The organism is Cellulomonas sp. ATA003 (assembly GCF_031582905.1).
Classification (GTDB): domain Bacteria; phylum Actinomycetota; class Actinomycetes; order Actinomycetales; family Cellulomonadaceae; genus Pengzhenrongella.
Genome location: NZ_CP133990.1, coordinates 1,401,433 through 1,417,168 on the forward strand (window position 1 = coordinate 1,401,433; position 15,736 = coordinate 1,417,168).

Sequence of the window (15,736 nt, forward strand, 5' to 3'; positions counted from 1 at the left end):
CCGCCCCGTAACTTCGCTGCGCACCGTCAGTCGACGAAGACACCGAAGGGTTCCACGATGATGAGGAAGACACGAGGCGCGGCCATCGCCGCGTTCGGGATGAGCATCGCCATGCTCGCTGCCGGCTGTTCCGGTGGCGACGAGTCGGGCGGTTCCGCGGAGGAGGGCGGCGACGTCTCGCTCACCATGTGGCACAACTCGACCACCGGCCCGGGTGCCGCGTACTGGGACGAGACCGCGGCAGCCTTCGAGGCCGCGAACCCCGGCGTGACGATCGACATCCAGGCCGTCCAGAACGAGGACATGGACGGCAAGCTGCAGACCGCGCTGAACTCGGGCGACTCGCCCGACATCTTCATGGCCCGCGGTGGCGGCAAGCTGGCCGACGTCGTCGAGGCCAACCAGATCATGGACCTCACCGACCTGATCACCGACGAGACCCGTGCCGCGGTCGGCGAGGGTGCCCTGCAGGCGTTCTCGATCGACGGCAAGGTCTACGGCATGCCGACCGCCGTGCTCCCGGGCGGGTTCTACTACACCGAAGAGGTCTTCGAGAAGGCCGGCATCACCGAGACGCCGGAGACGTTCGAGGAGCTCACGGCGGCCACCGAGGCGCTCAAGGCCGCCGGGATCGCCCCCGTCGCGCTCGGCGCCAAGGACGCCTGGCCCGCCGCGCACTGGTACTACTTCTTCGCCATCCGCGAGTGCTCGGAGGAGGTCGTCTCCACGATCGCCGAGACGATGGACTTCTCCGACGAGTGCTGGCTGCGTGCCGGTCAGGACCTCGAGGAGTTCGCGGCGACCGAGCCCTTCAACGACGGCTTCCTCACGACGCCGGCGCAGCAGGCCGCCAACTCGTCGGCCGGCCTCATCGCCAACAAGCAGGCCGGCATGGAGCTCATGGGTGCCTGGAACCCGGGCGTCATCGCCGACCTCACGCCGGAGAAGCAGCCGCTCGAGGACCTGGGCTGGTTCCCGTTCCCGTCGGTCGAGGGTGGCGAGGGTGACCCCGCCGCGATGATGGGTGGCGTCGACGGCTACTCGTGCCACGTCGACTCGCCCGCCGAGTGCGCCGACTTCCTGAACTTCTTCATGCAGCAGGAGTACCAGGAGGCCTACGCCGAGGCGTTCGTGACGCTGCCGGCCAGCCAGGACGCCCAGGCCGTCGTCACCGACCCGGCGCTCCAGGAGATCCTCGCCGCGTACAACGAGGCTCCGTACGTCACGGTGTGGCTGGACACGCTGTTCGGCCAGAACGTCGGCAACGCGCTCAACGGCGCGGTCGTCGAGATGCTGGCCGGCGACGGCGATGCCGAGAGCATCGTCACCGCCATGACCGACGCCGCAGCGCGCGGCTAGTCGGCGACCATGAGTGACTCCTTGGGCGAGAACTCGGTCGCTGTCCGGACTTCGCCCGAGGGTCGTGGACCGGTCGGGGGCGGCGCCAGCACGGCGCCGGCCCCGGCCGGCCGGCGGCGTGCGGGCGCAGACTGGCGCAAGCGCGCCGAGATCGCGATCCTCGCCGGCCCGGCCATCCTGCTGTTCCTCGCGTTCGTCGTCTTCCCGGTCGTCATGGCCGCGTACTACGGCTTCTACCGGTGGAAGGGCTTCGGACCGCCGACCGACTTCGTCGGTCTCGAGAACTACCGCATCATCCTGCAGGACAGCACGTTCCACGACGCGCTGATGCACAACGGCTTCATCGTCGTGATGTCCCTGATCCTGCAGGGGCCCGCCGCGATCGCCTTCGCGCTGCTGCTCAACCAGAAGATGCGCGGACGCTCGCTGATCCGCGTGCTCATCTTCGTCCCGTACGTCATCGCCGAGGTGATCGTCGGCACCGGGTGGAGCCTCATGCTCCAGACCACCGGTGCGGTCAACGACCTGCTGGTGAAGATCGGTCTGCCGGACTGGACCGTCGAGTGGTTGTCCGACCCGGACATCGCGATCTGGGCGCTCATGCTGATCATCACCTGGAAGTACATCGGCTTCGCCGTGATCCTCTTCCTCGCCGGGCTGCAGAGCATCCCGGAGGAGCTGTTCGAGGCCGCGGCGATCGACGGCGCGTCGTACTGGCAGATGCAGCGCAGCATCACGCTGCCGCTGCTCGGCCCGACGATCCGGATCTGGGCGTTCCTGTCCATCATCGGGTCGCTGCAGCTCTTCGACCTCGTCTACATCATCTGGGGCCAGTACATCTCCGCCACGGCCGGTACCTCGACCATGGCGACGTACATGGTGCTCAACGGACGACTCGCCGGGGCCTACGGCTACGGCAACGCGGTCGCCGTCGTGCTGTTCGTGATCTCGCTGATCATCGCGCTCGTCTACCAGCGCTACGTGCTCCGCCGGGACACCGAGGGCGCGATCACCGAAGGGAAGAAGAAGTAATGGCGGCGATCTCGACTGCTCCACCCCCACCACGCCGGCACCGGTCCGGCCGCGCCGGAACCGGAGCCTGTCGCGGGCCGGCTGGCCGACCTACGTCTTCGCCTACCTGCTCGTCGGCGTGTGCATCGCCCCGGTGCTGTATATCGTCCTGGGCGGCTTCCGCACCAACTCCCAGATCACCGCGGACCCGTCCGGCCTGCCCAACCCGTGGGAGGTGGTGAACTACCTCGACGTGCTCAGCAGCTCGGTGTTCTGGCGGCAGGCCGGCAACTCGGCCTTCGTGGGCATCCTCACCACGCTCGGTGTCGTCGTGCTCGGCGTCATGGCGGCCTACGTGATCGCGCGGTACAACTTCAACGGCCGCGCCGCGATGTACTCGCTCTTCGCCGCGGGGCTCATGTTCCCCATGACCGTGGCGATCACGCCGCTGTACATCATGATCCGCGGGCTCGGTCTCATGAACACCCACTGGGGCATCATCCTGCCGCAGATCGCGTTCGCGCTGCCGACGACCATCATCATCCTCACGCCGTTCCTGCGGGCCATCCCGAAGGAGCTCGAGGAGGCGGCGTCGATCGACGGGGCGAGCCGGCTCGGCTTCTTCTGGCGGATGGTCATCCCGCTGTCGGTGCCGGGCGTCGTCACGGTCGGGATCCTCGCCTTCATCGCGAGCTGGAACAGCTACATGCTCCCGCTGTTCATCCTCAACGACGAGATGCAGTACACGCTGCCGCTGGGCGTGCAGTCGTTCGCCTCGCAGTTCTCGACGGACACCGCACGGGTGCTGGCCTTCACGTCGCTGTCGATGATCCCCGCCCTCATCTTCTTCTCGCTGTTCGAGAAGCGGATCGTGGGCGGGCTCACCGGGGCAGTCAAGGGCTGATCTCCACGACGGGCGTGCCGGGTCCCCGGCACGCCCGTCGACGTTCCCGGACGGGCCCACGCCCGCCCGAGCTGCTGCTCTCGCACGTCCTCGGACGTCCCTGCTGTGCCTCGCTGTGCCCCGCTGTGCACGACCCCGTGAAGGAATGAGAACCGTGACGCTCCCCGCAGTCCCCGAGGTGTCCGAGCGCGTGCGTGCCCTGCACGCCCGCATGACCCTCGACGAGAAGCTCGCCCAGATCGTGGGCTACTGGCTCGACCAGAACGGCCTCGTGGCCCCCATGCAGGGGGAGATGGTGGCCGACGGGGTGGACGCCGGTCGGCTGAGCGAGATCACCGAGCACGGTCTCGGGCACTACACCCGGGTGTACGGCACGCGGCCGGTGGAGCCCGCCGACCGGGCCGCCTGGCTCTGGACCGAGCAGCGCCGGCTGAAGGCCGAGACCCGCCTGGGCATCCCCGCCCTCGTGCACGAGGAGTGCCTCACCGGGCTCGCCGCGTGGAAGGCCGCGACGTTCCCCACGCCGCTCGCCTGGGGTGCGTCGTTCGACCCCGACCTGGTCGAGGAGATGGCGTCGTCGATCGGTGGGTCGATGCGCGAACTGGGCATCCACCAGGGCCTGGCGCCGGTGCTCGACGTGATCCGCGACCCGCGGTGGGGCCGCGTCGACGAGTGCATCGCGGAGGACCCGTACGTCGTCGGCACCATCGCCACCGCGTACGTGAAGGGCCTGCAGGACGCCGGGGTGCACGCGACGCTCAAGCACTTCGTCGGCTATTCGGGCTCGCGGGCGGGCCGCAACCACGCGCCGGTGTCCGCCGGGCCTCGCGAGCTGGCCGACGTCTACCTGCCGCCGTTCGAGATGGCCGTGGTCGAGGGCGGGGTCCGCTCGGTCATGAACTCCTACGCCGACGTCGACGGCGTCCCGATGGCAGCCAACACCGAGTACCTGACGGACCTGCTGCGCACGCGCTGGGGCTTCGACGGCGTCGTCGTCGCCGACTACTTCGCGGTCGCGTTCCTCGAGGTCATGCACGGGGTCGCGCGCGACCGGGCCGAGGCCGCCGAGCTCGCGCTGACCGCGGGCATCGACGTGGAACTGCCGGTCGGCGACGCCTACCTCGCGCCGCTGGCCGAGGCGATCCGCGCCGGCCGGGTGTCCGAGGAGCTGGTCGACCGCGCCGTCCTGCGTGCCCTGCAGCAGAAGGAGGACCTCGGGCTGCTCGAGCCGGGTGCCTTCGCGGACGAGCCGCCGACCGACGTCGACCTGGACACACCCCGCCACCGCGACATCGCGCGGCGCCTGGCCGAGGAGTCGGTCGTCCTGCTGTCCAACGACGGCCTGCTCCCGCTCGGCGGGCGCGGCGAGGCGCCCCGGCGGATCGCCGTGATCGGCCCCAACGCGGACCGGTCCGAGGCCCTCATGGGCTGCTACTCCTTCGCCAACCACGTCCTCGCGCACCACCCCGAGTTCCCGATCGCGGTCGAGATGCCCACCGTGCTCGAGGCGCTCGGGCGCGAGACGTTCGGCGGCACCGGCACCGGCACCGGGCCGGAGCTCGTCTTCGCCCTGGGCTGCGAGGTCGAGGGCGACACGTCCGGCTTCGCCGAGGCGGTCGCCGTCGCGCAGGACGCGGACGTCGCCGTCGTCGTCGTCGGTGACCAGGCCGGGCTCTTCGGTCGCGGGACCGTCGGAGAGGGCAACGACACCCTCACGCTCGACCTGCCCGGGGTGCAGCGCGAGCTGGTCGAGGCCGTCCTGGCCACCGGGACGCCGGTCGTCATGGTGCTGCTCACGGGTCGGCCGTACGCGGTCGACTGGGCGCTGGACGGCGACGTGCGTCCGGGTGCGGTCCTGCAGGCGTTCTTCCCGGGCGAGGAGGGGGGACGGCGATCGCGGGCGTCCTCTCCGGTCGGGTGAACCCGTCCGGTCGGCTTCCGGTGTCGCTGCCGCGGGCCGCGGGCGCGCAGCCGTACACGTACCTGCACCCCATCCTCGGGGGCCCGTCCGACGTGACGTCGACGGACTCGACGCCGCTGCGGCCGTTCGGGTTCGGCCTGTCCTACAGCGAGTTCGCCTACGGCGAGCCGCAGGTCGACGCGGAGGTCACCGCCGGGGGCACGTTCGCGGCGTCCGTGACCGTGACGAACACGGGCCTGGTGGCCGGTACCGACGTCGTGCAGCTGTACGGCCGGGACCTGCACGGCTCGGTCGCGCGGCCGGTGGTGCAGCTCCTCGGCTACGAGCGGGTCGCGCTCGGGCCCGGCGAGTCCGCCAGGATCGACTTCGCCGTCCCGACGCAGCGGTTCGCGTTCTCCGACCGCACCATGACCCGCGTCGTCGAGCCCGGCGACGTCGAGGTGTGGGTCGGCTCGCACTCCTCGGCGTCCGCCGCCGCCGCTGCCGAGGAGGCGACGGGCGGGGCGATCCGCAACGAGCGGGTGGCCCGGCGACGCGAGATCCCGGGGACCGCGACGGCGCGCTCGGTGGTGTCGGTGTCCGGTGACGTCCACCGCGTCACGCTCGCCGACCCGCGCCGGGTGACGGCCGAGGTCGTGATGCACGGGGCTGCAGTGGAGGACGCCGAGGTCGGCGCACGATGAGCACGGCCACCAACCCGATCCTGCCGGGGTGCTACCCGGACCCGTCGATCTGCCGGGTGGGGGAGGACTACTACCTCGTCTCCTCGACGTTCGAGTACTTCCCCGGGCTGCCGATCCACCGCAGCCGCGACCTGGTCAGCTGGGAGCCGATCGGGCACGCGATCGACCGGCCGGACCAGCTCGACTTCGACGGGCTGTGGTCCTCCAGCGGGCTGTTCGCCCCGACGATCCGGTACCACGACGGGCTGTTCTGGATCATCTGCACCCTCGTGGACCAGCGGGACGGCCAGCGCGGCGGCAACTTCTACGTGACCGCGACCGACCCGGCCGGGCCGTGGTCCGACCCGGTGTGGATCGACGAGTCCGGGATCGACCCATCGCTGTTCTTCGACGACGACGGCCGCATCTGGGTCCACGGCACCCGGCTGGCCGTCGACCCGCTGTGGCACGACCAGACCGAGGTGTGGATCCGCGAGCTCGACCCGGTCGCCGGCCGGCTGGTCGGGGACGAGCACGTCGTCTGGCACGGCGCGCTCGAGAACGCCGTGTGGGCCGAGGGGCCGCACCTGTACCGGGTCGACGGCACGTACTACCTCCTCGCCGCGGAGGCCGGGACCGAATTCCACCACGCCATCTCGGTCGCGCGGGCCGACGCCGTCACCGGCCCGTACGTCGGCCACAAGGGCAACCCGGTCCTCACCCACCGCCACCTCGGGCGCGGGACGGACGTCGTCGGGGTCGGCCACGCCGACCTGGTCCAGGCGGTCGACGGCTCCTGGTGGGCCGTGCTGCTCGCCATGCGGCCCTACGGCGGGTACCACTACAACCTCGGCCGCGAGACGTTCCTCGTCCCGCTGGTGTGGGAGGACGGGTGGCCGGTGTTCGCGCCGGGGGTCGGACGCGTCCCGATGCGGGTCGAGGTGCCGTTCGCGGCCGACCCGCACCTGGGCGTCACCCAGGGGTCGGCGTCCGGGGTGGTCCGGCCGGACGACGTCCGGTGGACGTCGTTGCGTGGTCCGGCGCGGGACTTCGCGACCCCGGACGGCGACGGCTGGCGGCTCCGGCTCACGCCCACGAGCCTGGCCGAGCCCGCGGCGTCGGCCTTCCTCGGCGTGCGCCAGCAGCACGTCGACGTCGACGTCCACGCCACCGTGCGCGCGGCGCTGGCCCCGGCTCCGCCGAGGAGGTGGGCGTCGTCGTGCGTCAGTCGGAGGCCGACCACGTGCGGATGTTCATCGCCCCGGCGGCCGCGGACGCGGGTGCGGACGCCGGTGCGACGTCCGGCCGACGGGTCGTCGCGGTCCACCGGCAGGGTGGTGTGGACCGGGTGCTCGGGGAGACGACCGTGTCCGCCGCGAAGTCCGAGCCGCTCGCCCTGACGGTCAGCGTGCGCGGGCAGGACTACGCGCTGCTCGTGCAGGAGCCGGGTGGCGCGCCGACGACCGTGGCGGTCGCCGACGGTCGCACGCTGGACACCGTGACCACCGGCGGCTTCCTCGGTCTGTGGTTCGGGGTGTACGGGACGTCCAACGGCCGGCCGACCTCGACCGTCGCGCACGTGGAGCGGTTCGAGTACGTCCCGCGGGGCGTGGAGCGAGCACGGGCATGAGCACCCCCACGACCTTCGGCGTCATCGGCACCGGCTGGCGCTCGGACTTCTTCCAGCGGGTCGCGCAGGCAGCGCCCGACCGGCTGCGGGTCGCCGGCGTCGTCAGCCGCAGCACCGACAAGGGGAGGCCGTCACCGCGCGGTGGGGCACCCCCGCCTACCGGAGCGCCGACGAGCTCGTGCGCGCGCAGCGCCCCGACTACGTCATCGCGTCGGTTTCGTGGCCGGCGATGCCCGGCGTGGTCCGTGAGCTCGTCGACGCCGGCGTTCCCGTCATGGCCGAGACGCCGCCCGCCCCGGACCTCGACGGACTGCGGTCCCTGTGGGCCGACGTCGGCGGGCGCGGCTCGGTCAGCGTCGCGGAGCAGTACATGCTCATGCCCGGCCACGCCGCGCGGCTCGCCGTCGTCCGCGACGGCGTCATCGGCACGCCGACGTCGGTCGAGGTCGCCTCGACGCACCTCTACCACGCGGTCTCGATGATCCGGACGTTCCTCGACGCCGGGCTCGACGACGCCGTCGTCAACGCCCGGCAGTTCAGCGCGCCGTTGCTCGACCCGCTGTCGCCGTCCGGCTGGGACGCGTCCGCGACCGAGCGCGAGCGGACGACGACGATCGCGACGATCGACCTCGGGCAGGGGCGGATGGGGCTGTACGACTTCGTCGACAACCAGTGGTGGAACCCCGTGCGGGCGCGCCGGCTGGTCGTCCGCGGGTCGGTGGGGGAAATCGTCGACGACACCGTGATCCGGCTCGTGGAGCCGACCGTGCCCGTCACCTCGCACCTGGAGTACCGCCGCACCGGGGTCGACATGAACCTCGAGGGGAACGACGTCGTCCACGTGTCGTTCGACGGCCGGGTCGTCTACCGCAACCCGTGGGTCGGGACGCGGCTGTCCGAGGACGACATCGCGGTGGCGAGCATCCTCGAGGCGCAGGGCGCCTTCGCCCGCGGCGAGGGTCCCAACCCGTACGGACTCGCCGAGGCGTGCCAGGACCACGCGATCGGCCTGGCGATCGGGGAGTCCGCCCGCTCGGGAGCCGACGTGCGGGTCGCGGGGGAGGCCTGGGCGACGCGCGGGTAGACGGGGGCCCGCCGCGACGACCTCCTGGGTGTCATCGTCGAGGCATGACGGCGACCTCGCGCATCCCCGGCGTCGAACGCGGCACCGGGCGGTCGTGGGACGACGGGCTGCGGTTCCTCGACTCCGTTGGCGCCGCGCACCTCGTTCACCGCGCCATCGCCCACCGGGTGCACGAGGAGCTGGACGGGACGGTCGCGTCGGCCTTCGTCGTCACGCACAGCGGACTGGCGACGGTCGAGGCGAGCGCCGCTGCCCGCGGACGGTGGGCGGCGGCGCTGGGACGGTTCCTCCGGTGACGGGTTGGCTCTCGGCGTCGCTGCGCTGACAGGGGGCGTGCGAGGGAGCCGTGGCGTGGACTCCGGCTCGCGATTGCTGCCCGGGGATGCTGCAGCGGACGCTGCTCGCTGCGCTTCAGCGCGTCGTGTGTGGCAGAACTCCTGGGTCGATGCATGACGTTCTCCGTGCGGTGGTCGACTGGCTGCTTCGCTGTCGGACGTCGTCCACAAGCGTCTTCTGAGCCCGCTGCGTGTGGGTGGTCGCCGGTAGACTTCGAACAGACGTTCGAAGTGAGGAGGTGGCGACGATGACGACGGACACCAGGCATGCTCGGCGCCTGCGTCGCGCTGCGACACCGGCCGTCGGTCTTGCCTGTGACCCGCTGGTCCTCACCGGTGCGGCACCGTCCGGCGAGGGTGGCTCCCACAGTCCCACCCCAGCCACGGGTGCCGGTGTCTCTGCCGGTGCCGCTCCGCCCGCCATCGCCGACGCCCGGACCTCGGTCACCGTTGCGACCTCGTCCGTGGACGCGCTCGCCTCGGTGCGTTCTCTTGTCTCGGCGATGGCGTCGCTGAGCGGGCAGGTCGCCGGTGCGGCCGTGTGGTCGGCCGCGGACCGGTCGGCGTTGCTGGCGGATGTGGATCGGGTGATCGACGGTCTGAGCGTCGTGCGGGCCGGGGTGCTGGTGGCGGACCGGGATGCCGGGGCGTGGCGTGGTGCGGGTGACCGGTCGTACGAGTCGGCGCGCGGGCGCGTCTCGGGTGTCGGTGCCCGGGCGGCGGGGGCGCAGGTGCGGCAGGCCGAGCAGCTCGACGCCGCCCCCGCCGCCACAGCAGCGGTCACCGAGGGGCGCATCACCGTGGGTCACGCGGCGGTGCTGGGGAAGGTCGCGGCGACCGGGACTCCGGTGCAGCGGGAGGCCCTGGCGGACCCGGCGGTCCAGGAGGCGCTGGTCCAGGTGGCCGAGCGGCAGGACGCCGGCACGTTCCAGATCACCGTGGACCGGTGGGCCGCCACGGTCGACCCGGACGGGTTGGAGCGCGACCATCAGGCTCGCCGGGCCGAGCGGTACCTGCACGTCACCCACGCCACGACCGGGACGTACCTCAAAGGACGGTTGGACACGATCGCCGGGCACCGGCTCGCGTTGGCGTTGGAGGCGCCGACCCCGCGCCCGGCGCAGGACGACGACCGTGACCCGGGCGAGCGCCGCGCCGACGCGCTGACCGAGATGGCGGGGCGGGTCCTGGCGTCGGTGGACACGAAGCCTGGTGGGCATGTGCCGGCGCAGATCACGATGATCATGACCCCCGAGACCTGGGCGGCAGCCCGGGCCGAACGCGACCGGCGCCGCCCCGCGGTTGAAAGCACCGGGCCTCAGGCGGGTGCAGGTGCCGTCAAGACGACGCGTGCCGGCACGCGGACAGCCACGGGCACCAGCACCGGCACGAGCACAGGCACGCCCACGGGCACGGCCACAGGCACGGCCACGGGCACCGCTACGGGAGCGGGCACGGTGGACCCCGGCGGCCGCAGTCCCGGCACGGCGGGCTCCGGCAGCGACTCGGCCATGGCATCGGCGACGACCGTGCCCGTGAGCTACCCGCCGGCGACCCTGGAAGACGGCACTCCCGTCCCGTTCTCCGAACTGGCTGCGGCGATGTGCGACTGCGACATCACCAGGGTCGTCATCGACGCCCACGGCGAGCTGCTCGACCTGGGTCGCACGCAGCGGTTGTTCACAGGGGCGCTGCGCAAGGCGATCATCGCCCGCGACAGGCAGTGCGGGTGGCCCTCGTGCCACGCACCGGCACGGTGGTGCGAGATCCACCACATCGCCTGGTGGGACCGCGACGACGGACCCACCTCCGCCGACAACGGCGTCCCCCTGTGCTCCTTCCACCACCACGAGACCCACCGACGCGACCTCGCCATCACCCGCGTGCCGACCGCGGCGGGAGCGAGCGCGGCACCGTCGCCGCCTGGCCATCCGCCGCGCGCCGGTGCCGCACCACCGGGATCACTCGCGCGAGCCACCTACGAGTTCCGGGACCGAGCCGGTCGACCTGTCGGGGCGACCACCGTCGCTGGCTGATCGAGTGTCGACACGGCGTCGGGGTGCGCCGCGGCGCTGGTGGACGGCGCCGGGTCGCGGGGCACGATCGGGACGCCGGTGGGCGGTGCCGGGTCACGAAACAGAACCGGTCCGTCGCTGGAGGGCGCCGGGTCACGGGACATACCGGTCCGTCGCCGGACAGCGCCGGGTCAAGGGACTGCGGCCCGCCGTCGCCGATCGGCCCCGCAGCCTAGGACGAGCCACGACCATGGCCGGCCGACACGGTGCCGCGGGGCGCCGCCCGCCCGCGGCCCACCGCACAGGCGAGCGAGAACCCGCTCGAGTGGGCGACCGACCCGTTCATGGGGCGCGCGTGCTGCGTTCGTCCTTGAGACGGGGAGAGGCGACGGGCGACGAACGTCCCGCTCGTACGACGCGGATCACTCGCATGAGCCAGGCCCGCACGAGCGGTCGATCCACGTGAGCCGGACCCGCATGAGCCGGACGATCCACATGAGCCGGACCCGTCCGAGCCGGACGATCCACATGAGCCGGACGAACCGGACGCGTGAACATAGTGGCGGCGGGGACGGTGAACCCGGGAAGGCGAGCTGGGGGCCCAAGTCCGAGGTGGGGGCAAGCCAAGGGCGGGTGCCGGCACCCGTTGAGGTGCCGGCACCCGCCCAGACCTGCCCCGGCCTACCGCGCCACCGAGGTGGGGCGGTAGGCCGAGTCGTCAGCGGCGGCCGGGGCCGCCCTTGACGGGAGGTGCCTTGCGGATGACGATCCGCTCCTCGTCGGTCAGGTCACCGGACCGTGCGATGAGGTAGTACGGCCCGTTGTCCGTGGTGCGGGCGGTGGGGAAGTTCGCCATCGCCGTGCCGTCGGCCGCCACGGTCACCTCACCGAGCGTGATCGTGGTGACGGGACGGGTGCCCCGGCGCGACTCGAGCACGACGTCGACCGTGGTGCCCGGACGGTAGCCGGTGATCTCGACCACGAGGTCGTCACCGGCCTGGATGACGCGCTCCGGCGTGGTCAGCGACGGGTCGATGACCGGCTCGGGCTCGGGCTCGGGCTCCGGCTCCGGCTCCGGCTCGGGCTCGGGCTCCGTGTCGGCTGCCTCGACGAGCTGGACGACGCCCCAGCGCTCCGAGGACTGGTAGCCCAGACCGGTCGGGTCCGCCCACGACTTCACCGAGGTGCGCACACCGGCGGTGGCGTCGTTGACCTGGAAGTCCAGGCCGTGGAAGGTGCCCAGCCCGCTGAGCTCGTCGCCGAGCTCGATGGCGGCCTCGACGACGTAGCCGCCGTCGACGACCGCGGTCGCGCTCTGCAGTCGACCCGCCTGGTACGCCTCGTCACCGGTGCCGAACGACACCACGTTCTCGACGTTGATCCGCAGCTGGCTGGTCTCGTACAGGAACGGGCCGTTCTTGAGGTTGCCCGTGTCGATGAAGATCTCGAGCGAGTCCTGCACCCACGGGTCGGACCCCGAGGTGTCGAGCTCGGCGTCCGCCACGGTGGCGAGCACGTAGAGCGTGCTGCCGTTCCACATCGTCCGGACCTCGGCCTCGGCGCCGTCGGCGGCGCCCTGGACGACCGTGTCGGTGGTGACCGACTCGGCCGCGGCCCAGGCGGCGTCGACCGTGCCGTCGACCACGGGAGCCTCGACCGCCTGGACGGCCTCGGTGTAGGACAGCTCCTCCACCAGGGTGAGCGCCCCGGTGACCCCGGGCGCGTTCCAGCCGGACGTGGTCGTGCCGTCGGTGACCCGGACGTCGAACGCGAGCGTGTCGCCCAGCTCGGCACCGGACACCGGCAGGTGGACCACGGCAGCCCAACCGGTCGCCGTCTCCACGACGACGCCCTCGACGTCACCCTCGCCGTCCCGGCCGAAGGTGTAGGTCGCGTCGCCCACCGTGAAGGACAGGCCGTCGGTCGCCTCGTCGGTGTCGTCGGTGACGTCCACCCACGCGGTGAGGTGGTCGGGTGCCCAGCGCAGCTGGAACTCCCCGACGGTCTGCGACTGCGCGCCGGTGATCTGGAGCAGCGGCAGCCGCGCCCAGTCGGCAGCCGTGATGGCGTCCGGGGTGAGCGCGATGTCGCCGGCGAACACGTTCGCCGTCTGCACCGGTGCCGGCAGCGCCTCGTCGACCGCGCCGAGGAAGGCCGGCTTGGCCTGCAGGGCGTCGTCGAACAGCAGCGGGCCGCCGTTCGCGTCCCGCCAGCTGCGCGCGTCGTTCAGGCCCCACACCGTGACGGAGTACAGGTCCTCGGCGTACTGCCGGAAGACCCGGAAGGCGTCGCGGTAGTAGTACCCCTGCTCGATGAAGAGGGCCTCGGACTCCGGCGTGCCGGTGGTCACGTCGAGCTCGGTCACGACCTGGGGGAGCCCGAGGTCCTGGAACCGCACGATCGCGGCCTCCAGCGCGCTGACCGGCAGCGCGAGGTTGACGTGGAACTGGTGCCCGACGCCGTCGATCGGCACGTCGCGGGCGATGAGGCGCTCGATCAGGGCGCGGTAGCGGTCCTGCTTGCCGGCCTGCTCGGTGTTGTAGTCGTTGATGAACAGCGTGACCGGACGGTCGGTGCCCTCGGCCGCGTACTCGCCGTTGAACGCCTCGTCGGCGTAGCGGAAGGCGAGGTCGATGAACTCCTCACCGAGGATGCGGTACCACTCGCTGCGACGCAGGCCGTCGGCGTACTCGCCGCTGTCCGAGACGACCTCGTTGACGACGTCCCAGGCCACGAGCGGGTTGGTGTCGCTGCCGAACTCGCCGTAGGTGCCGGCGAGGTTCTCGGCGATCGCGAAGATGTGCGTCCGCATCCGGTCCCGCAGGACCTGCTGGTCGGCCTCCGAGTCCGTGAGCGGCTGACCAGCCTCGTCGGTGAAGAAGGACGACGGGGTCTGGCTGTGCCACACCAGGACGTGCCCGTAGACCCGCAGGTCGTCGGCCTGGGCGAAGTCCATCATCGCCGTCGCCTCGGGGTGGATGCGGAACGCGCCGTCGGCGTCGTACCAGGCCTCCGGCTTCATGTGGTTCTCGCCGGTGATCTGGTCGAAGTGCCGCGTCACGAGCTCACCGGCGGCGCCGGTGGTCTCGCGCGAGTCGATCGCGACACCCACGGGCATGTCGAGCGTGCTCTTGAGCGGCGTGACGTCCTGCACCACGGGGGTGTCCCGCGGGGCGACGACGACGTCGTCGACGAGGAAGCTGCCCGCCCCGCCGTCGTTGTAGCTGGTCTCGAAGTACAGCGTGACCGCGTCCGTCTCCTGCGCGGTGAACGAGGCGGTGACCTCGCGCCACTCGCTCGACGCGACGTCCGCGAACTGGCCCACGGTGTCGAAGGCGTCGGCGCCGTCGGTGGTGCGCTGCATGCTCAGCCAGATGTCATCGGGCTGCTCGCCGGCCGCCATCTTGACCCAGGCGGTCACGTCGTAGGTGACGCCGGGGGTGAGGAGACCGGTGAGCGGGTGCGCGATGCCGTCGCCCTGCGAGGTGCGGTCGGAGACCAGCGCGGCGGAGGTGCCGCCGTGGAACTCCTCCGTGGTCACGGTGACCGTCGGGTCGCCGTCGGCGTCGCCGCGCGGGACCCAGCCGTCCAGGCCGTCCTCGAAGTCGGAGTCGACGACCGGGACGCCCACCGGAGCGGTGGTGACGACGCCGCCGACGGGCAGCGTGAAGGTCCAGCCGTCCGCGAGGCGCTCGTCGACGACGGTGCGGACGGCGGCGATGCCGTTGTCGCGCACGCCGCCGCCGTCGTGCACGAGCACGACCGCACCGGGGGTGATGGCGCCACGCAGGTTCGCCGTGAGCGTCTCCTCGGACAGGTCGTTGCCGTCCCAGTCGGAGATGACGTTGCCCAGGCCCAGCGGCTGCATGCCGAGCGCGACGGCGACCGCGGGTGTGACGCCCCAGCTGCCGTTGGGTGCCCGGAAGTAGGGGACCGGGTAGTCGGGGTCGCCGAGGGCCTCACGGATGATCGCGAGGTTCGCCTTGAGGTCGGCCTCGACCTGCTCGTGCGTCCAGCTGCCCATGTCGGCGTAGCTGGTCGTGTGGTTGCACAGGGTGTGCCCCTCGGCGACCGTGCGGCGGAGCAGCTCGGCGCCGCCCTCGGCCTGGATGTTCTGGCCGATGACGCAGAACGTGGCGGTGAGGTCGTTCTCCGCGAGGTAGTCCAGCAGCGCGTCCGTCTCGCCCGGGTTGGGGCCGTCGTCGAACGTGAGCGCGGCGACGTCGCCGGTGCCGCGGGCGGTGGAGACCTGCGCCTCGACGGGGTTGGTCGCGCCGCCGGGCACGAAGTCGGGGTCGGGCGTGGGCTGCCACGCGCCGCCGTCGTCGTCGCCCGCGGCGGAGGTGATGACGAGGTCGTCGACGAGGTAGGTGTACGCGCCGGCGCCGGCCGGCAGGTCACCGGTGCCGAGGTAGACCTGGCCGTCGGCGGGCGCGGTGAGCGTCCCGGTGACGGTGGTCCACGCGTCGGCGGACATCGTCGTGTTGCCGATCCAGGTGTATTCCGGCTTCATGACGAAGCGCACGCCGGCCGGTCCGGCCGTGCCCTCGGCGAGGCGGGCCTGCATGGAGAAGGTGTACTCCGTGCCCTCCTCGAGGGCGCCCGCGGGGGTCTGGATCCCGACGAAGTCGCCGGTCCGGTTGGCGATCTGGAGCGCCTTGTCGCCGTCGACCGTGACGATCGACAGCTGGGGGTCGCCGCTGGCCTCCCACGGCGCCCAGCTGTCGTCCTCGAAGTCGTTGCTCACCAGGACGGCCGGTTCGACGGCTGCCGCGGGTAGTGCTGTTCCGACCGGTGCGGCCGCAGCAGTCGCCG

General features: G+C 72.0%; 8 protein-coding genes and 2 pseudogenes. 9 read left to right on the forward strand and 1 reads right to left on the reverse strand.

Going from position 1 to position 15,736, the window contains the following annotated elements; genetic code table 11:
• Window positions 1-60: 60 nt before the first annotated feature.
• From REH70_RS06885 to REH70_RS06925, 9 genes and pseudogenes are all read left to right on the forward strand, one after another.
• Window positions 61-1,359 carry an extracellular solute-binding protein gene (locus REH70_RS06885; protein WP_310753374.1) on the forward strand — a complete coding sequence of 433 codons (1,299 nt, stop codon included), beginning with the start codon at window positions 61-63 and terminating at the stop codon, window positions 1,357-1,359.
• A gap of 9 nt (window positions 1,360-1,368) precedes the next feature.
• Entirely contained in the window at window positions 1,369-2,391 is a 1,023-nt protein-coding gene (locus tag REH70_RS06890) for a sugar ABC transporter permease (RefSeq protein WP_310753375.1), read from the forward strand.
• A gap of 67 nt (window positions 2,392-2,458) precedes the next feature.
• A complete protein-coding gene (locus REH70_RS06895; RefSeq protein WP_310754176.1) occupies window positions 2,459-3,274 on the forward strand; it encodes a carbohydrate ABC transporter permease in 816 nt (271 codons plus the stop codon).
• Window positions 3,275-3,419: 145 nt separating this feature from the next.
• Window positions 3,420-5,878 (forward strand): annotated as a pseudogene (locus tag REH70_RS06900) (beta-glucosidase).
• Window positions 5,875-6,696 (forward strand): annotated as a pseudogene (locus REH70_RS06905) (glycoside hydrolase family 43 protein); the annotation flags it as partial. The pseudogenes REH70_RS06900 and REH70_RS06905, both read left to right, overlap by 4 nt.
• A 410-nt stretch (window positions 6,697-7,106) precedes the next feature.
• On the forward strand, window positions 7,107-7,487 hold the full coding sequence (locus REH70_RS06910) for a hypothetical protein (protein ID WP_310753376.1): 381 nt from the start codon (window positions 7,107-7,109) through the stop codon (window positions 7,485-7,487).
• Window positions 7,488-7,665: 178 nt separating this feature from the next.
• Window positions 7,666-8,571, forward strand: a complete 906-nt coding sequence (locus REH70_RS06915; protein ID WP_310753377.1) for a gfo/Idh/MocA family oxidoreductase — start codon at window positions 7,666-7,668, stop codon at window positions 8,569-8,571.
• A gap of 44 nt (window positions 8,572-8,615) precedes the next feature.
• On the forward strand, window positions 8,616-8,867 hold the full coding sequence (locus tag REH70_RS06920) for a hypothetical protein (protein ID WP_310753378.1): 252 nt from the start codon (window positions 8,616-8,618) through the stop codon (window positions 8,865-8,867).
• Window positions 8,868-9,370: 503 nt separating this feature from the next.
• On the forward strand, window positions 9,371-10,942 hold the full coding sequence (locus REH70_RS06925) for a DUF222 domain-containing protein (RefSeq protein WP_310753379.1): 1,572 nt from the start codon (window positions 9,371-9,373) through the stop codon (window positions 10,940-10,942).
• A 697-nt stretch (window positions 10,943-11,639) separates the two neighbouring features.
• Here the strand turns inward: REH70_RS06925 and REH70_RS06930 are convergent.
• On the reverse strand, window positions 11,640-15,668 hold the full coding sequence (locus REH70_RS06930; protein WP_310753381.1) for an endo-1,4-beta-xylanase: 4,029 nt from the start codon (window positions 15,666-15,668) through the stop codon (window positions 11,640-11,642).
• Window positions 15,669-15,736 lie beyond the last annotated feature (68 nt).